Source organism: Rothia sp. QJM3NY_36 (genome assembly GCF_056173115.1).
This window is the reverse complement of the sequence record NZ_CM149658.1, coordinates 1,137,580-1,154,473: the sequence shown is the minus strand read 5'-3', so window position 1 is coordinate 1,154,473 and position 16,894 is coordinate 1,137,580. Positions and strand designations below refer to the sequence as shown.

Sequence of the window (16,894 nt, the reverse complement as noted above, 5' to 3'; positions counted from 1 at the left end):
GCTCAGCGGTCGTCCTTCTCGGTGGGGCTCGTGGTGGTCTCGGCGTCGTGGGCCTGCGGGGGCGGCGCGGCGCTGACGTCTCGGGGTGCGATGTGCTGCGGCGGCTGCGGCGGCTGCGGCGGCAGGGGCCGGTCCCAGCTGTCCAGGGAGCCGGAGCGCAGGTCCCGCTGCTGGGCCGCGTAGCGGCGGTTCAGCTCGGATTCCTTCTCCGCCATGCCCTGCTTCACGGTCGCGGCGAAGCGCACGGCCTTCAGGGCCCCGGCGCGCAGCGGGGCGGCGGCGGAGGAGCTCCAGAAGCGGGCCATGGCGTTTCCTCCCGGGCTCGGGGTCTGCTCGGACAGCGCGGAGGGCCCGCGCAGCACCAGCTCGCGTCCGGTGCGCACGACGGCGGGGCCGCGGCGGGCCGCGAAGTATCCCGCGGCCGCACCGGCCAGGGTCAGTGCGGCCTTGGACCAGAAGCTCATGCGCTCTCCTCCGTGGGGCCTGCGGGATCGGCGGCCTGGGTCTCGCCGTCGCGGCCGCGGAAGGCCTTGCGCACGCCGTAGGAGAAGGAGGCGACCTTGATCAGGGGCTGGCCGACCGTGGAGGCGACCAGGCTGGACAGGGCGGAGACGTTCGCGGAGGCGTCGGAGACGTTGTCGGTGATCCCGTCCACCTTCTCCAGCTGGGTGTTGGTGGTGGCCACCGTGCGGGTGACCTCGTCGATCAGCGGGCCGGTGCCCTCGTTGAGCTGGCGCACGGTCACGCGCAACTCATCGAAGACCCGTCCGAGCTTGACGATGGGCAGGGCCAGCAGGGCCACCAGCACGGCGAAGACGCCGGCGGCGATGAGCCCCGCGATCGATCCGACCGTCATGTGCGCAACCGTCTCCTCGCAGGTGGTGGTCAAAGGTGTGCTGCGGCGGTCCGGGCAGGACCGCCGGGTCCCGGCGTCGTGACCGAACCGTGACCGTTTCCAGCCTAGGTTATCAGCAGGTCCGACGCGCTCCCCCGGTCCTCGGCACGGGACGGGAACGGGGACGGCCCGCGACGCGGGCTGCGTCGCGGGCCGTCTCCCGTGGGGATCGGGCTACGCCATGCGGGCGTAGTACTCGACCACCAGCTGCTCCTCGCAGGTGACGGGGATCTCGGGGCGCTTGGGGGCGCGCTCGAGCTTGGCGTGCAGCTTGTCGATCTCGACGTTCAGGTACGGCGGGGTCGGGGGCAGCACGTCCTGGTTGGCGCCGGTGGCGGCCACCTGGAAGGGGTCCATCTTCTCCGAGCGCGGGTGCACGTGGATCAGCTGGCCCGGCTTCACGCGGAAGGAGGGGCGGTCCACGCGCACACCGTCGACCATGATGTGACGGTGCACGACCATCTGGCGGGCCTGGGTGATGGTCCGGGCGAAGCCGGAGCGCAGCACCAGGGCATCCAGGCGGGTCTCGAGCTGCTCGACCAGGTTCTCACCGGTCTGGCCCTCGGTGCGCTTGGCCTCGGCGTAGGCGCGGCGCATCTGCGCCTCGCGGATGTTGTACTGCGCGCGCAGACGCTGCTTCTCGCGCAGACGCACGGCGTAGTCGGAGTCCTGCCGACGACGGGCGCGCCCGTGCTGGCCGGGGCCGTAGGGGCGGCGCTCGAAGTACTTCTCGGCCTTCGGGGTCAGCGGGATCCCGAGGGCGCGGGACTTGCGGACGAGGTTGCGCGCCCGCTTGGTCTTGGTGGTAGTAGCCAAGGATTGCCTTTCATGCGGTTGGCGCGGGCTCAGCGGGAGCCCGCCCCATTTGTTCTGGTGTCAACTGGCCTCCGGGATCCGCGCACGGTTTTGCGCGGCGGAGAGCGCGGGTCAGCCGCTACCCTTGCTGCCACCGCGGTCGGTGATCATCCCGGGGGTCGGGATGCGTTTCGTCCACGGCGTGCCAGACAGCGCCCCACTCTACGGCACGCGGGCCGGGCTGTCAGGTCACCGGGCCGACCGGGCGAGGGTGCCTCTGGTCACGGCGTCCCGCCCGCGTCCCCGCCCGCTCGGGGTCGGCGGCCGCGCAGGATGTCGCGCAGGATCCCCAGTCGCCGCTTCACGGTCCGCTCCGCCCCGTACTCAGTGGGCCGGTAGTACTGGGCGTCGCGCAGGGTGTCCGGCAGGTACTGCTGGGGGGCCACGGCGTGGGGCACGTCGTGCGGGTAGACGTACCCCTTTCCGTGTCCGTGGGCGGCGGCCCCGCCGTAGTGGGCATCGCGCAGGTGCGGGGGCACGACGCCGGAGCGCCCGGCGCGCACGTCGGCCTGCGCGGCGTCGATCGCCCGGATGACGGCGTTGGACTTCGGGGCGGTGGCCAGGTGGATCACGGCCTGGGCGAGGTTGATCCGGGCCTCGGGCAGCCCGATCAGCTGCACCGCCTGGGCGGCGGCCACCGCGGTCTGCAGCGCGGTGGGATCGGCCATGCCGATGTCCTCGCTGGCGTGGACCACGATGCGCCGGGCGATGAACCGCGGGTCCTCCCCCGCCTCGATCATCCGGGCCAGGTAGTGCAGGGCGGCGTCCGGATCCGAGCCGCGGATGGACTTGATGAACGCGCTGATGACGTCGTAGTGCTGATCCCCCGCCCGGTCGTAGCGCAGCGCGGCCCGGTCCGTGGCCTCCTCGGCGTGCGCCGCCGTGACCACCACGGCGGCGGGTTCGGCCCCCGGCTGCGTCGCCTCCGCGGCCTCGTCCCCGGCCTCCTCGCCGACCGGTTCGGCCCGGTCGTGTGCGGCCTCGGCGTGGCCGAAGGCGACGGCCGCGGCGGCCTCTAGGGTGGTCAGGGCCCGCCGGGCGTCCCCGGAGGCCAGCTGCACCAGGTGATCCCGGGCCTCCTCCTCCAGCGTCACGGTCCCGTTGAGCCCGCGCGGATCGGCGACGGCCCGGTCGATCAGCGCGGCGATGTCCGCGTCCTCCAGCGGGGTGAGGGTGACCAGCAGGGAGCGGGAGAGCAGCGGGGAGATCACCGAGAAGCTCGGGTTCTCGGTGGTCGCGGCCACCAGCACCACCCAGCGGTTCTCCACCCCGGGCAGCAGGGCATCCTGCTGGGCCTTGGTGAAGCGGTGGATCTCATCCAGGAACAGCACGGTGGTGATGCCGTGCAGGTCCCGGTCATCCAGGGCCTGCTCCATCACCGCGCGCACATCCTTGACCCCGGCGGTGATCGCGGACAGCTCCACGAACTTCCTCCCGGAACCGCGGGCGATGACGTGGGCGATGGTGGTCTTGCCGGTGCCGGGCGGGCCCCACAGGATCACGGAGCTGGGTCCGGCCGGGCCGGCGTCCTCCCCGGCGAGCACCCGCAGCGGGGAGCCGGGCTTCAGAGCATGGGCCTGCCCCACGATCTCCTCGACGGTGCGCGGGCGCATCCGCACCGCCAGCGGGCTGCGGGCGCCGGCGGACCGGCCGTTCGCAGGGCCGGGGGCGGGCGTGCGGGATCCGCCGCGTCCGGTACTCCCGCGGGCGGGGGCGGTCGCGGCGTCGTCGTCGCCGAACAGGGACTGGGTCATGGTGAGGGCTCGGCCTTCCCGCCGGTCACAGGTCCGCGGTGTCCAGGATGAGGGTGACCGGCCCGTCGTTGGTCAGCTGGACCCGCATGTGCGCGCCGAAGCGCCCGGTGGCCACGGTAGCCCCGAGATCCCGCAGGGCCTGCACGTAGGCGTCGACGATCGGCTCGGAGGCGGGCCCGGGGGCGGCCGCGGACCAGGAGGGGCGCCGGCCCTTCCGGGCGTCCCCGTAGAGGGTGAACTGGCTGACGGCCAGGATCGGGGCGTCCAGGTCCGCGCAGGAGCGCTCCCCGTCCAGCAGCCGTAGGCGCCAGGTCTTCTCCGCGAGCTTGGCGGCCTCGTCGGGTCCGTCCCCGTGGGTCACGCCCACCAGGGCCAGCAGGCCCGGGCCCTCGATCGCGCCCACGACCTCGGGCTCTCCCCCGTCCTCGGGGACGACCGTGACTTCGGCGGTGCTGACTCTCTGCAGGACGATGCGCATGGTCCCACCGTAGCCGACGGCGCCGAGCTCACCTCCGCCGAGACCGCACGAAACGGCCGAGACCGCACCCGTCGGGCGCGGTCTCGGCCATGATGTGCGGTCTCGGCGGGTTCGCCGACGTCGGTCAGTCCTTCGCCGGCTCCGGCTTCGCGTCCACCCCGGTCTCCTTGCGCTGCTGCGCGGTGATCGGGGCGGGGGCCGCGGTCAGCGGGTCGTAGCCGTTGCCGGTCTTCGGGAAGGCGATGACCTCGCGGATGGAGTCCGTGCCGGCCAGCAGGGCCACCACGCGATCCCACCCGAAGGCGATGCCGCCGTGCGGGGGCGCGCCGTACTTGAAGGCCTCCAGCAGGAAGCCGAACTTCTCCTGCGCCTCCTCCTCGGAGATGCCCATGACCTGGAAGACCCGCTCCTGCACGTCCCGGCGGTGGATGCGGATGGAGCCGCCGCCGATCTCGTTGCCGTTGCACACGATGTCGTAGGCGTAGGCCAGGGCCGCACCCGGGTCCTGGTCGAAGGTGTCCAGGAACTCCGGCTTGGGCGAGGTGAAGGCGTGGTGCACTGCAGTCCACGCGGAGTGGCCCAGGGCGACGTCGCCGGACTCCTCGGCGTCGGCGGCCGGCTCGAACAGCGGGGCGTCCACGACCCACACGAAGGCCCAGTCGCCGTCCTTGATCAGCCCGGTGCGGTGCCCGATCTCCACGCGGGCCGCGCCCAGCAGGGCGCGGGAGGCCTTGGCCTCGCCCGCGGCGAAGAAGATGCAGTCCCCGGGCTCGGCACCGGTCGCGGCGGCCAGGCCCTCGCGCTCGGCGTCGGTGATGTTCTTGGCCACCGGGCCGGTCAGGGTGCCGTCCTCCTGGACCAGCACGTACGCCAGGCCCTTGGCCCCGTGCTGCTTGGCCCACTCCTGCCAGGCGTCCAGGGTGCGCCGCGGCTGGGAGGCCCCGCCCGGCATGACCACGGCCCCCACGTACGGGGCCTTGAACACGCGGAAGGTGGTGTCCTGGAAGTACTCGGTCAGCTCGGTCAGCTCCAGGCCGAAGCGCAGGTCCGGCTTGTCCGAGCCGTACTTCTCCATGGCTTCGGCGTAGGTCATCCGGCGGATGGGGCGGGGCACCTCGACGTCGATCAGCTTCCACAGGGCCGCGACGATGCGCTCCCCGAGGTCGATGACGTCGTCCTCCTCCACGAAGGAGGCCTCGATGTCCAGCTGGGTGAACTCGGGCTGGCGGTCCGCCCGGAAGTCCTCGTCCCGGTAACAGCGGGCGATCTGGTAGTACTTCTCGATCCCGCCGACCTGCAGCAGCTGCTTGAACAGCTGCGGGGACTGCGGCAGGGCGTACCAGGAGCCCGGGGCCAGGCGGGCCGGGACGACGAAGTCGCGGGCGCCCTCCGGGGTGGAGCGGGTCATCGTGGGGGTCTCCACCTCCACGTAGCCGTCCTCGTGCAGCAGCTCGCGGGCGGTGCGGTTGGCCTCGGAGCGCAGCCGCATGATCTTCGCCGGCTCCGGGCGGCGCAGGTCCAGGTAGCGGTGGCGCAGCCGGGCCTCCTCGCCGACCTCCACGTGCTCGTCGATCTGGAAGGGCAGGGGGGCCGCGGTGTTGAGCACCTCGGTGGAGGCCACCTCCACCTCGATCTGCCCGGTCACCAGGTTCGGGTTCTCGTTGCCCTCCGGGCGGGCGCGCACGGTGCCGGTGACCTGCAGGACGTACTCGTTGCGCAGCGCGTCGAAGTCGGCCTCGTCGTGGAAGACGCACTGGGTGATGCCGGTGCGGTCCCTCAGGTCCACGAAGGCCACCCCGCCGTGGTCGCGGCGTCGGGCGACCCAGCCGGCCAGGGTCACGGTCTCTCCGATGTTCTCGGCGGTCAGCTCGCCGAGGGTGTGGGTGCGCAGCACGGGGGTTACGGCCTTTCGGTGGGGTGCGTGCCGGACCGCGCGCCGGCCCCGAGGGGGACGGCGTACGGGACGGCGGGTTCTGGTGATCGAGTCTATCGCGCGGGCTCACGCCCCGCCCGGGAGGGGCAGCGCTCGGCTCAGTCTGCGGCGGGGGCGGTGACCTGGGGGGCGAGGTCCGTGGCCGGGGGCATCCAGGTCGCGGGATCGGCCGGCACCTGCTCGCCGGAGCGGATGTCCTTGACCTCGTGGGTCGGGTTCCCCTGCTCGTCGCTGCCGGTGAACCAGACGTAGGGGATGCCGCGGCGGTCGGCGTGGCGGATCTGCTTGCCGAACTTCGCCGCCTGCGCGGAGACCTCGGTGGGGATTCCGCGGGCGCGCAGCTGCTGGGCGACGTCCTGCGCCGCGGACCAGGTGTCCTCGTCGGTCAGCGCCACGTAGACCGCGGTGGGGACCTTGCGGCTGGCCGCGGCCAGGTGCTGGGAGAGGATGCGGGCCACCAGGCGGGTGACCCCGATGGACAGCCCGACGCCGGGGAAGGTGCGCTTGCCGTCCGAGGCCAGGGATTCGTAGCGCCCGCCGGAGCAGATGGAGCCGAGCTCCTCGTGTCCGACCAGCACGGTCTCGTAGACGGTGCCGGTGTAGTAGTCCAGCCCGCGGGCGATGGACAGGTCCGCGGTGACCTGGCCCGGGGCGCGCTTGGCGGCCTGGCCGACGACCTCGGCCAGCTCCGCCAGGCCCTCCTCCAGCAGCGGGTCCTGCACGCCCAGGGCCCGCACCCGGTCCACGAAGGACAGATCCTCCGCGGTGATCTCCGCCAGGGCCAGGGCCTTGCCGACCTGCTCCTCGGTGGCCCCGAGCTCCTCGCGCAGCAGGTTCCCGACGGCTTCCGGGCCGATCTTGTCCAGCTTGTCGATGCTGCGCAGCACCCCGGCGGTGTCGGTGAGCCCGATGCCGCGGTAGAAGCCCTCGGAGAGCTTGCGGTTGTTGGCCCGCATCCGGAAGGCCGGCAGCGGCAGGGCGGACAGGGCGTCCACGATGACCAGGGCGAGCTCGACGTCGTAGCGGAAGGGCAGGGCGCCGTCGCCGACGACGTCCACATCGGCCTGGGTGAACTCCCGGTACCGGCCCTCCTGGGGCCGCTCCCCGCGCCAGGACTTCTGGATCTGGTAGCGCTGGAAGGGGAAGTCCAGGTGCCCGGCGTTCTCCACGACGTAGCGGGCGAAGGGCACGGTCAGGTCGAAGTGCAGGGCCAGGCGGTCCTTGGCCCGGCGCTCCGGGGCGGGCCCGTCCTCCTGCAGCCGGGAGACGGCGTAGACCTCCTTGTCGATCTCGCCCTTGCGCAGCAGCTGCTCCTGGGTCTCCATCGAGCGGGTCTCGATGTTGGAGAAGCCGTGCAGCTCGAAGGTCCGGCGCAGGGTGTCCAGCACGTGGTTCTCCACCACCCGCTCCTCCGGCAGCAGCTCCGGGAAACCTGACAGGGACGCCTTGCGGGCCATGGGCCTCTCCTCCACGGGGTTCGGGGTCGACACCGCGCGGATGGGCCGCGCGCCCCACCACTGTACCGCCGGCGCGCACCGGGCACGACGGCGCCGGACCCGTCACGGGGCCTCGAGGATTCTCCGCGTGATGCACGCGACAGATATATTGGAGGGATGCGCCCCACCGATGATCACTCGCAGCCCGCCTCCGCACCGCGCGACGCCGCGGCCCCCGACTCCTCCGCGCCGAACGCCTCTGCGTCGGAGTCCACCGCTCCGAAACCCGCTGCGCCGAAGCCGGCCGCGCCGAAGCCCTCGGCCCTGCGTCGCGGTCCCGCCCCGCGGCCCGCGGCGACGCCGGGTGCCCGCCCCGCCGCCACGACCCCGGTGCACGCGCCCTCCACCGAGGATCCCGCGGCCCTGGCCGAGGCCGCCTCCCACGGCAGGGTCCGCGAGGACGGGCAGGTCGTCGTCGTGGTGGCCGGCGAGGAGGTGCCGGTGGGCGCCTACCCGGAGGCCGGACCCGAGGAGGCGCTGCACTACTTCGCCCGCAAGCACCTGGAGCTGCTGGCCCAGATCGCCCTGCTGGAGGGGCGGGTGCAGCGCGGGGCCGGCGCCCAGGAGGCCCGCCGCGCCCTGGCGACCCTGCGCGAGCAGGCCGCGGCCCGGCGCACCGTCGGGGATCTCGCCGCCCTGGACGCGCGGCTGGAGGAGCTGCACACGCGCATCGATGCCCTGGAGGCCGAGCAGCGGGAGACCGCCCAGCGGGCCCGGGAGGAGGCCGTGGCCGAGCGGGAGCGGATCGTCGCCGCGGCCGAGGAGGTGGCCGCCCAGGATCCGCAGACCCTGCACTGGAAGGATTCCAGCACCCGGCTGAACCAGCTGTTCGACGCCTGGAAGCAGGCCCAGCGCACCCAGCGGCTGCCCAAGTCGCAGGATGACGCCCTGTGGGCCCGCTTCCGGGCCGCCCGCTCCGGGTTCGAGCGAATGCGCAAGGAGCACTTCTCCGACCTCGATCAGCGCAACGCCCAGGCCGTGCGCATCAAGGAGGGGCTGATCGCGGAGGCGGAGGCCCTGCAGGGGTCCACCGACTGGGGCGAGACCTCCGGGCGGTACCGGGAGCTGATGCAGCGGTGGAAGCAGGCCCCGCGCGCGGCCCGCCGGGAGGACGACGCCCTGTGGGCCCGCTTCCGGGCCGCCCAGGACGTGTTCTTCGCCGCCCGCACCGCCGCAAACGAGCAAACCGAGCAGGAGTTCCGGGAGAACCTGCGGGTCAAGGAGGAGCTGCTTCAGCGGGCGCGGGCGGTGCTGCCCGTGCAGGACCCGGAGCGGGCCAAGGCGCAGCTCGCCCCGATTCTGGAGGCCTGGGACGAGACCGGGATGGTCCCGCGCACGGACTTCCGGCGCATCGAATCCGAGCTGCAGAAGGTGCAGAACGCCGTGGCCGAGGCCGAGCAGCGCGAGTGGGAGCGCTCGGACCCGGAGACCCGGGCCCGGGCCGATTCCATGCTGGGTCAGCTGCGCGAGACCATCGCGCAGGAGGAGCGCGCCCTGGCCGAGGCCGAGCAGGCCGGGGACGAGCGCCGGGCCCGCCAGGCCCGGGAGGCCTTGGAAACCCGTCGGGCCTGGCTGGCGCAGCTGGAGGCCGCCGACCGGTAGCCGCACCGGCCCCGTTATCCACAGGGGGCCGGTCCGAGGCAGCGGGCGGGCCGCGACGGCGTGTTCGATGGTGGCATGAGCGCCACCGTCATGGACCCCCGACGCCTCTGGATGATCTCCGGGCTGCTGCCTCCCCGCCAGCTGCTGTGCGAGGGGGTGGATCTGAGCCCCGGGGAGGCCTCCGCCCTGGACGCCCGGGGGCTGCTGCACCCCCTCATGCCGGGCCTGTGGAGCCCCCGTTGCCCGGATCCGCTGCTGCGTGCCTGGGCGGCGGGGCTGCACCTGCGCCCGGGGACACGGGAGCAGGCGGTCATCTGCGGGCTGTCCGCCGCGTGGGTGCACGGCGCGGCCGCGGCCCCGCGCACCCTGGAGATCGCGGCGGCCCGCGGAGCCCGGCGCCTGCACCCGCTGGAGCTGCTGCACGTGCAGCGGCGGTACCTGCGGCACACCCGCTACGAGGATCAGCGCATCGGCCCCGTGCGGGTGAGTACGCCGCTGCGCACCGCGGTGGACCTGACCCGGGGTCCCCTGAGCCCCGCGGCGCGCTCGGCGCTGGCCACCCTGATGCTGCACCCGCGCCTGCGGGTCAGCCCCGAGGCGATCGCGGTGGCGCTGCGGGCCCAGCCCCGGCTCAGCGCGAGGGACCGGGCCCTGGCGACCCTGCGGGAGGTCGCAGGCGCGCTGCCCCCGCCCGACGCCGCCCGATCCGACGCCGCGCCGGAGATCACGGAGCCGGGATCACCGAACCGGACTCATCGGTCCGTGATCACTGGTCCGGCGCGGGGCGGGAGCCGGTGATGCGGTAGACGTCGTAGACGCCGTCGATGTTGCGCACCGCGGTGAGCACGTGGTCCAGGTAGCGGGGGTCCCCCATCTCGAAGGCGAAGCGGGAGATCGCCAGCCGGGAGACGTTGGTGTGCACCGTCGCGGAGAGGATGTTGACCTGGGACTCGGAGAGCACCCGGGTGACGTCCGAGAGCAGGGAGCGCCGGTCCAGGGCCTCCACCTGGATCTCCACGAGGAACACCGAGGAGGAGGTCGGCGCCCAGCGCACGGCGATCCGCCGCGGGTCGTCCTGGGCTCCCCGCATGTTCGGGCAGTCCACCCGGTGCACGGAGATGCCCTTGCCCCGGGTCACGATCCCGATGATCTCGTCCGGGGGCACCGGGGTGCAGCAGCGGGCGAGTTTGGTGAACACGTTGTCCGCGCCCTCCACGATCACCCCGGAGTCCCCGAACTGCGGGCGGGAGCGGGTGGTGATGGAGGTCTCCTCGGCGAGGTCCTCCTCGGTGCCCGCGCGCCCGCCCAGCAGGTCCACCAGGCGGTCGATGACGTCCTGGGCCTTGATCTGCCCCTCGCCGACCGCTTCGTACAGGGCCGCGACGTCGGACTTGCCGTGCTCCTCGGCCACCGAGACCAGAAGCTGGGAGGTCAGCAGCTTCTGCAGGGGCAGGCTGTGCCGGCGCATCGAGCGGGTCAGGTTGTCCTTGCCCTTCTCGATCGCCCCCTCGCGGCGCTCCTTGGTCAGGTAGTGGCGGATCTTGGTGCGGGCCCGGGGGCTGGCGACGAACTTCAGCCAGTCCTCGCTGGGTCCGGCATCCTCAGCCTTGGTGGTCAGCACCTCCACCCGGTCCCCGTGCTGCAGCTTGGAGGACAGCGGCACGAGCTTGCCGTTGACCCGCGCGCCGATGGTGTGGTCCCCCACCTGCGTGTGGATCGCGTAGGCGAAGTCCACGGGGGTGGAGCCGGCCGGCAGGGAGAGCACGTCCCCGGCGGGGGTGAAGACGAAGACCTCCTGGGCGTTGACCTCGTAGCGCAGGGAGTCCAGGAACTCGGAGGAGTCCTGGGTCTCGGACTGCCAGGACATCAGCGACTGCAGCCACTTCATGCCCTCGGCGGACTCCTCCGTGCGGGCATCGCGGCCCGTGGCCTCCCCGCGGGCGGCGGCCTTGTACTTCCAGTGCGCCGCGATGCCGTATTCGGCCTTCTGGTGCATGTCGTGGGTGCGGATCTGCACCTCCACGGCGCGTCCGCTGGGCCCGATCACCGCGGTGTGCAGGGACTGATAGGTGTTGAACTTCGGCACGGCGATGTAGTCCTTGAAGCGCCCGGGCAGGGGCTTCCACTTCTCGTGCACCACCCCGAGGGCGGCGTAGCAGTCCCGCACGCTGTCCACCAGGACGCGGATCGCCAGCAGATCGTAGATCTCGTCGAATTCCTTGTCCCGCAGGATCATCTTCTGGTAGATGGAGTAGTAGTGCTTGGGCCGCCCGGTGACCTGGCAGTCGATGCCGGCGGCCTCGAGCTCCTCGATCACCCCGGTGCGGATCTGCTGCAGCTGCTTCTCCCGCTGGGGGGTCCGGTCCCCCACCATGCGCACGATCTCGTCGTAGATCCGCGGCTCCAGGGCCGCGAAGGAGAGGTCCTCCAGCTCCCACTTGATGGTGTTGATGCCGAGGCGATGGGCCAGCGGGGCGAAGATCTCCAGGGTCTCCTTGGCCTTCTTGGCCGCGGACTCCGGGGAGACGAAGCGCCAGGTCCGCGCGTTGTGCAGCCGGTCCGCGAGCTTGATGACCAGCACCCGGATGTCCTTGGCCATGGCGATGACCATCTTGCGCACGGTCTCCGCCTGGGCGTGCTCGCCGTAGGTGACCTTGTCCAGCTTGGTCACCCCGTCCACCAGCTCGGCGACCTCCGCCCCGAAGTCCTCGGTCAGCTGCTCCAGGGTGTAGTCCGTGTCCTCCACGGTGTCGTGCAGCAGCCCCGCGATCAGCGTGGCCCCGGAGGCCCCGAGCTCGGCGAGGATCGTCGTGACCGCGACCGGGTGGGTGATGTACGGGTCCCCGGACTTGCGCTTCTGCCCGGTGTGGCACCGGTCCGCGACCTTGAAGGCCTTCTCGATGCGCCCGATGTCCTCCTGCGGATTGTGCTGCATCACGGTGCGCAGCAGGGGCACGAGCACCGGGGAGATGGCCGGCAGCTGGCTGGTCAGGGTGCCGGCCCCCGGTTCGAGCTTCTTCAGGGTCGGGAAGGATCGGCGCACCGGGGTGCGCGCGGACGCGGACATGACCCGGTGGGTCCCGTGGCCCTCACCGTCGTGCTGTGTGCTCACATCGGCCTCCTCGCGCCCGCCTGCGGCGGGTCCCGTCTGTGTGATGGACCTAGTGTAGTCGGCCGCGGAAGCCCGCTCAGACGACGGCGCCGTTGTCCGGCCGACCCTTGGCCTGCGGCTCGAAGCGCGGCACCGGCAGCGCCTGCTCCTCCTCCCCCGTCTCCGGGTCCCCGGCGCGGTGGGACCCGCTGCCGGTGCCCTCGGAGGCCTCCGGCTGAGCCTCCTCCTCGGGGCTCTGCCCGTTCTCACGGGCCGTGAGCACCGCGGCGGTCTGCTCGCGGATCCCGGCCTCGTGCCCGCGCAGCACCGCGTAGAGCGGGGCGGAGACGAACAGCGTCCCGAGGGTGCCCATGATGATGCCGATGAACAGGGACAGGGACAGGTCCTGCAGGGTCCCGGCCCCCAGCAGGATGGCGCCGATGAACAGGATCGAGCCAACCGGCAGGATCCCGACAACGGAGGTGTTGATGGAGCGCACCAGCGTCTGGTTCACGGCCAGGTTGACCTCCTCGGCGAAGGTGCGCCGCCGGTTGGTCTGCCAGCCCTGGGTGTTCTCGCGGATCTTGTCGAAGACCACCACGGAGTCATAGAGGGAGTAGGAGAGGATCGTGAGGAAGCCGATGATCGCCGAGGGGGTGATCTCGAAGCCGCATGCGGCGTACACCCCGAGCGTGGTGATCACGGTGAACAGCAGGCCCGCGATCGCGGACAGGGACATCTTGACCGTGCGGAAGTACAGGGCCATGCCCACGGTGGCCAGGGCGACGAACGCGATCAGCCCCCAGGTGGCCTGCCGGGTGACCCCGGCCCCCCAGGAGGGTCCGACGAAGGAGGAAGTCACTTCGTCGTCGGTGACGTGGTAGGCGTCCTTCAGAGCCTGCTTGACGGCGAGGGTCTGGGCGTCATCCAGCTGGTCCGTCTGGACCCGGATGGTGCCCGGGGCGATGTTGGTGACCTCGGTGTGCTCGGCCTGGGCGTTATCGGCCACGGCCTGCTGCCCGATCTTCACGTCGGTGTTAGACACGTCCGAGACCGTGAACTCGGAGCCGCCGCGGAAGTCGATGCCGAACTTCAGCCCGCCCCCGAATACGGGGATGAGCACGGAGATGACCACCAGGGCCGCGGCGATGCTGAGCCACAGGCGCCGCTTGGGCACGAAGGGGATGGAGGTCTTCCCGGTGTAGAGGTTGCTGCCGAACTCGGCGAATCTAGCCACGGCGGGCTCCTTCCGTGTCCTCGGCGTCGGTCCCGGCGCCCGGGGTCTGCTCGGTGCGGGGGCTCTCGCCCGCCGCGTCCTGCTCATCCTGCGCGTCCTGCGCCGGTGCGTCCTCGGCCGCGCACGCCTCGGCCCGACGCCGCTCGGCGATGGTCATCGGGGCCGCCGGCTCCTCCGAGGCGGCGCCCTTCCTCCGGCGCCGACGCCGCGGGGCGTCCTGCGGGTCCCGCAGCCGCCCGGCCCCGCGGTACAGCGGCACCGCACCCAGGGCCTCGGCGTCCAGCCCGGAGTGCTTGCGGCCCTGCCCGAAGTAGCGGGTGCGCGAGAGCAGCACCATGACCGGGTGGGTGAACCAGAAGATCACCATGAGGTCCGCGACCGCGGTCAGCCCCAGGGCGAAGGCGAAGCCGCGGACGTTGCCCACGGCCACGAAGTACAGCACGACGGCGGCCAGCAGGTTCACGCCCTTGGAGGCCAGCACGGTGCGCCGGGCCCGCAGCCAGCCGTGATCCACCGCGGAGGGCACGCTGCGCCCATCGCGCAGGCCGTCGCGGATGCGCTCGAAGTAGACGATGAACGAGTCCGCGGTCTGCCCGATGGACACGATCAGCCCGGCCACCCCGGCCAGGGACAGCCGGTAGTTGATGCCCCAGCCGAGCAGGATGATCGCGGCGAAGGAGATCACCCCGGCCACCACCAGGGAGGCGATGGTCACGAAGCCGAGCAGGCGGTACTGGAACAGGGAATACACACAGACCAGGGCCAGGCCGATCAGTCCGGCGATGATGCCCATCTCCAGCTGGTCGGTGCCCAGGGTCGCGGAGATCTGCTGCTCGGATTCGATGTGGAAGCTGATGGGCAGCGCCCCGTACTTCAGCTGCTCGGCGAGGTTCTTCGCGGTCTCCTCGGTGAAGTTCCCTGTGATCTGCGCCTGCCCGTCGGCGATCACGGCCTCGGCGCGCGGGGCGGAGAGCACCTCGTCGTCGAGCATGATCGCGAAGGAGGCGCGGGGGTTGTTCGGGTCCTGGCCGTAGATCTGGTACAGCCGGGTGGTGACGTCCTTGAAGGTGCTCTTCGCGGCGTCGTCGAAGGTGATGTCCACGCCCCACTGCCCGGTGGTGGTCATGCCGTTGCCGGAGGTGACCTGGGAGAAGGAGGCGTCCTTGATGTCCTGACCCTTCAGCTCCACGGGCCCGAGGATGTACTTCTGCGAGCCGTCGGCCGAGCAGGCGACGACGGCGCGGTCCGCGGGCAGCTGCCGCTGGCCCTGCTGGGAGGATGTGGCCGAGCAGTCCTTGAGCTCGTACTCCTTCTGCAGCGCGGGGGTGATCCAGTTCTGGTCGGAGCCGTTCTTCGGCTTCTCGGTGGGCTCCTTGAGCTTGGCGTAGTCGGTGCGCTGCCCCTCAGGCACGGGCTTGCCGTCCCCGGAGGCCAGCACCGCGCGGAAGGACATCTGGGCGGAGGCCTGAATGAGGTCGCGGGTCTGCTGATCCGGCACGCCGGGCATGGACACGACGACGTTGCGCCCGGACTGGGTGGTGACCTCGGCCTCGGAGACCCCGGCCCCGTCCACGCGCTGGCGGATGATCTCCACGGCCTGGTCCAGCTGATCGGAGGAGATGCTCCCGCCGTCGGTGGATTCCGGGGAGAGGATCATCTGGGTGCCGCCGGAGAGGTCCAGGGCGAGCTTGGGGGTCCAGCTGCCGCCGAACTTGGCGGCGCTCAGCCCGATCGCCCCGATCATGATCGCGATGATCGCGGTCAGCAGGATCAGGGCGCGACGCGCCCCGGCCGTGCGGTTCTTCCTTGCCATGGAGGGAGGTCCTGAAGTGCTCATGCGCAGGTGCCGGGCCGCGCGGAGGCGGTCATCCGGCACCTGGCGGGGTGGGAGGGGGTGAGGCGGGTCAGCGGTCGGTGCCGCGCGGGTCCTCGGGGTCGACGGTCTCGCCGTTGACGGTGGTGCCGCCGCGGACCTGCTGCTGCCCGGTGCCCTCGGCGTCGTTGTGCCCGGTGACCTCCTGCTCGGGGCGGGCCCCGGCGGCCGCGGCCTGCGGGGAGCCCGGCACGTTGCCGTTCTCATCGAGGATGGTGGTCACGGTCTGCAGGTGCACCTTCACGGTGGTGCCCGGGGAGACCTCGAGCATCGCGGTGGCGTTGTCGCGGTCCACGGAGGCGATGGTGCCGTAGAGGCCGAACTGGGTCATCACGGGGGTGCCCGGGCCCATGGCCTCCTGCTTGCGCTGCATCTCCTGGCGCATCTTCTTCTGCCGGCGGGCCGGCAGCACCAGGAAGAGCACGATGAACACGACCGCGATGAGCAGGAACATCAGGTTGCCTCCCGCGGCACCTCCTTCGGCTGCTTGCAGGGTGCCGGCGGACGGGTCAGCGAACAGGTGCATGTCTTCCTTCGAGGATCGGGGAGGTGGCGGACGGTCCCGCCCATCCTAGAGGACGCAACTGGGTGCCCACCGAATGCGTCCCGTTCCGGGGCGCATCGCGCGGGCTCACTGCTCCGGTCGGTCCAGGCCCAGGTGCTCCCAGGCCGCCGGCAGCGCGATGCGCCCGCGCGGGGTGCGGCCCATCAGCCCCTCGCGCACCAGGTACGGCTCGGCGACGGTCTCCACGGTCTCGGTCTCCTCCCCCACGGCGATGGCCAGGGTGGACAGGCCCACCGGTCCCCCGCCGAAGGTGCCCACCAGGGCCTGCAGCACGGAGCGGTCCAGCCGGTCCAGCCCCCGGGCGTCCACCTCGTACATGTCCAGGGCGGCCCCGGCGGCGCGGGCGTCGATCCGGGCAACGTCGTGCACCAAGGCCCAGTCCCGGACCCGGCGCAGCAGGCGGTTGGCGATGCGCGGGGTGCCCCGGGAGCGGGAGGCGATCTCCCGGTAGCCCTCCGCGGAGATGTCCAGATCCAGCAGGCCTGCGGAGCGGCGCAGCACCAGCTCCAGCTCCTCCACGGCGTAGAACTCCAGGTGCCCGGTGAAGCCGAAGCGATCCCGCAGCGGCCCCGGCAGCAGCCCGGCCCTGGTGGTTGCCCCGACCAGGGTGAAGGCGGGCAGCTCCAGCGGGATGGAGGTGGCCCCGGCGCCCTTGCCGACGACGACGTCCACCCGGAAGTCCTCCATGGCCATGTAGAGCATCTCCTCGGCCGGGCGGGACATCCGGTGGATCTCATCCAGGAACAGCACCTCCCCGGGGGTCAGGGAGGACAGGATCGCGGCGAGGTCCCCGGAGTGCTGGATCGCCGGGCCGGAGCTGATGCGCAGCGGGGCGCCCATCTCCTCGGCGATGATCATCGACAGGGTGGTCTTGCCCAGCCCCGGCGGGCCGGAGAGCAGGACGTGGTCCGCGCTGCGCCCGCGCAGCTTGGAGGCCCGCAGCACCAGGGACAGCTGCTCGCGCACCCGCTGCTGGCCCACGAAGTCGTCCAGGGTGCGCGGGCGCAGGGCCGCCTCGATGGCCTGGTCCTCGGGTTCGGCCTGGGCGTCCACGAGGCGCTCGTGCGGCGCCGGGCCGCCGGTTGCTGGCTGCTGGCTCATGCGGGGTGCTCCTC

The 16,894-nt window shown here is 72.2% G+C and carries 14 protein-coding genes; 2 read left to right on the top strand and 12 right to left on the bottom strand.

Going from position 1 to position 16,894, the window contains the following annotated elements; all coding sequences use genetic code 11:
* Positions 1 to 2 precede the first annotated feature (2 nt).
* The 7 genes from AC0VXQ_RS05055 to hisS form a co-directional block, all read right to left on the bottom strand.
* Positions 3 to 464: a hypothetical protein gene (locus tag AC0VXQ_RS05055; RefSeq protein ID WP_100463633.1), complete on the bottom strand. Its 462-nt coding sequence runs from the start codon at positions 462 to 464 to the stop codon at positions 3 to 5.
* Positions 461 to 856 carry a DUF948 domain-containing protein gene (locus tag AC0VXQ_RS05050; protein ID WP_058731433.1) on the bottom strand — a complete coding sequence of 132 codons (396 nt, stop codon included), beginning with the start codon at positions 854 to 856 and terminating at the stop codon, positions 461 to 463. Before AC0VXQ_RS05050 ends, AC0VXQ_RS05055 begins: the two co-directional genes overlap by 4 nt.
* Positions 857 to 1,069: 213 nt before the next feature.
* Positions 1,070 to 1,711, bottom strand: a complete 642-nt coding sequence (gene rpsD, locus AC0VXQ_RS05045) for a 30S ribosomal protein S4 (RefSeq protein ID WP_058731434.1) — start codon at positions 1,709 to 1,711, stop codon at positions 1,070 to 1,072.
* A gap of 260 nt (positions 1,712 to 1,971) precedes the next feature.
* Positions 1,972 to 3,504 carry a replication-associated recombination protein A gene (locus AC0VXQ_RS05040; protein ID WP_058731435.1) on the bottom strand — a complete coding sequence of 511 codons (1,533 nt, stop codon included), beginning with the start codon at positions 3,502 to 3,504 and terminating at the stop codon, positions 1,972 to 1,974.
* Positions 3,505 to 3,529: 25 nt separating this feature from the next.
* Positions 3,530 to 3,982, bottom strand: a complete 453-nt coding sequence (gene dtd, locus AC0VXQ_RS05035; protein ID WP_064725361.1) for a D-aminoacyl-tRNA deacylase — start codon at positions 3,980 to 3,982, stop codon at positions 3,530 to 3,532.
* A 124-nt stretch (positions 3,983 to 4,106) separates the two neighbouring features.
* A complete protein-coding gene (gene aspS, locus AC0VXQ_RS05030) occupies positions 4,107 to 5,876 on the bottom strand; it encodes an aspartate--tRNA ligase (protein WP_058731437.1) in 1,770 nt (589 codons plus the stop codon).
* 137 nt (positions 5,877 to 6,013) lie between these two features.
* Positions 6,014 to 7,372 (bottom strand): histidine--tRNA ligase, encoded by a 1,359-nt coding sequence (gene hisS, locus AC0VXQ_RS05025; protein WP_058731438.1) that lies wholly within the window; start codon positions 7,370 to 7,372, stop codon positions 6,014 to 6,016.
* Between the two features lie 156 nt (positions 7,373 to 7,528).
* Here hisS and AC0VXQ_RS05020 point away from each other — a divergent pair, with 156 nt between their 5' ends.
* Entirely contained in the window at positions 7,529 to 9,013 is a 1,485-nt protein-coding gene (locus AC0VXQ_RS05020) for a DUF349 domain-containing protein (protein ID WP_081101592.1), read from the top strand.
* 75 nt (positions 9,014 to 9,088) lie between these two features.
* Positions 9,089 to 9,811 carry a hypothetical protein gene (locus tag AC0VXQ_RS05015; protein WP_058743458.1) on the top strand — a complete coding sequence of 241 codons (723 nt, stop codon included), beginning with the start codon at positions 9,089 to 9,091 and terminating at the stop codon, positions 9,809 to 9,811.
* On the opposite strand, the gene AC0VXQ_RS05010 is transcribed toward AC0VXQ_RS05015, so the two are convergent.
* The 5 genes from AC0VXQ_RS05010 to ruvB form a co-directional block, all read right to left on the bottom strand.
* Positions 9,780 to 12,080, bottom strand: a complete 2,301-nt coding sequence (locus tag AC0VXQ_RS05010; RefSeq protein WP_196826012.1) for a RelA/SpoT family protein — start codon at positions 12,078 to 12,080, stop codon at positions 9,780 to 9,782. The genes AC0VXQ_RS05015 and AC0VXQ_RS05010 overlap by 32 nt on opposite strands.
* A 121-nt stretch (positions 12,081 to 12,201) precedes the next feature.
* Positions 12,202 to 13,341, bottom strand: coding sequence for a protein translocase subunit SecF (secF, locus tag AC0VXQ_RS05005; protein ID WP_058731442.1), 1,140 nt, complete (start codon positions 13,339 to 13,341; stop codon positions 12,202 to 12,204).
* Positions 13,334 to 15,154 carry a protein translocase subunit SecD gene (gene secD / locus AC0VXQ_RS05000; RefSeq protein ID WP_081101593.1) on the bottom strand — a complete coding sequence of 607 codons (1,821 nt, stop codon included), beginning with the start codon at positions 15,152 to 15,154 and terminating at the stop codon, positions 13,334 to 13,336. Before secD ends, secF begins: the two co-directional genes overlap by 8 nt.
* A 91-nt stretch (positions 15,155 to 15,245) precedes the next feature.
* On the bottom strand, positions 15,246 to 15,740 hold the full coding sequence (locus tag AC0VXQ_RS04995; protein WP_058731443.1) for a preprotein translocase subunit YajC: 495 nt from the start codon (positions 15,738 to 15,740) through the stop codon (positions 15,246 to 15,248).
* Positions 15,741 to 15,845: 105 nt separating this feature from the next.
* Positions 15,846 to 16,880 (bottom strand): Holliday junction branch migration DNA helicase RuvB, encoded by a 1,035-nt coding sequence (gene ruvB / locus AC0VXQ_RS04990; RefSeq protein ID WP_061225538.1) that lies wholly within the window; start codon positions 16,878 to 16,880, stop codon positions 15,846 to 15,848.
* Positions 16,881 to 16,894: the final 14 nt, after the last annotated feature.

Coding starts and splice junctions, on each gene's coding strand:
- AC0VXQ_RS05055 (WP_100463633.1), bottom strand. CDS start 464: ATGAGCTTCTGGTCCAAGGCCGCACTGACCCTGGCCGGTGCGGCCGCG.
- AC0VXQ_RS05050 (WP_058731433.1), bottom strand. CDS start 856: ATGACGGTCGGATCGATCGCGGGGCTCATCGCCGCCGGCGTCTTCGCC.
- AC0VXQ_RS05040 (WP_058731435.1), bottom strand. CDS start 3,504: ATGACCCAGTCCCTGTTCGGCGACGACGACGCCGCGACCGCCCCCGCC.
- dtd (WP_064725361.1), bottom strand. CDS start 3,982: ATGCGCATCGTCCTGCAGAGAGTCAGCACCGCCGAAGTCACGGTCGTC.
- hisS (WP_058731438.1), bottom strand. CDS start 7,372: ATGGCCCGCAAGGCGTCCCTGTCAGGTTTCCCGGAGCTGCTGCCGGAG.
- AC0VXQ_RS05020 (WP_081101592.1), top strand. CDS start 7,529: ATGCGCCCCACCGATGATCACTCGCAGCCCGCCTCCGCACCGCGCGAC.
- AC0VXQ_RS05015 (WP_058743458.1), top strand. CDS start 9,089: ATGAGCGCCACCGTCATGGACCCCCGACGCCTCTGGATGATCTCCGGG.
- AC0VXQ_RS05010 (WP_196826012.1), bottom strand. CDS start 12,080: ATGTCCGCGTCCGCGCGCACCCCGGTGCGCCGATCCTTCCCGACCCTG.
- secD (WP_081101593.1), bottom strand. CDS start 15,154: ATGGCAAGGAAGAACCGCACGGCCGGGGCGCGTCGCGCCCTGATCCTG.
- AC0VXQ_RS04995 (WP_058731443.1), bottom strand. CDS start 15,740: ATGCACCTGTTCGCTGACCCGTCCGCCGGCACCCTGCAAGCAGCCGAA.
- ruvB (WP_061225538.1), bottom strand. CDS start 16,880: ATGAGCCAGCAGCCAGCAACCGGCGGCCCGGCGCCGCACGAGCGCCTC.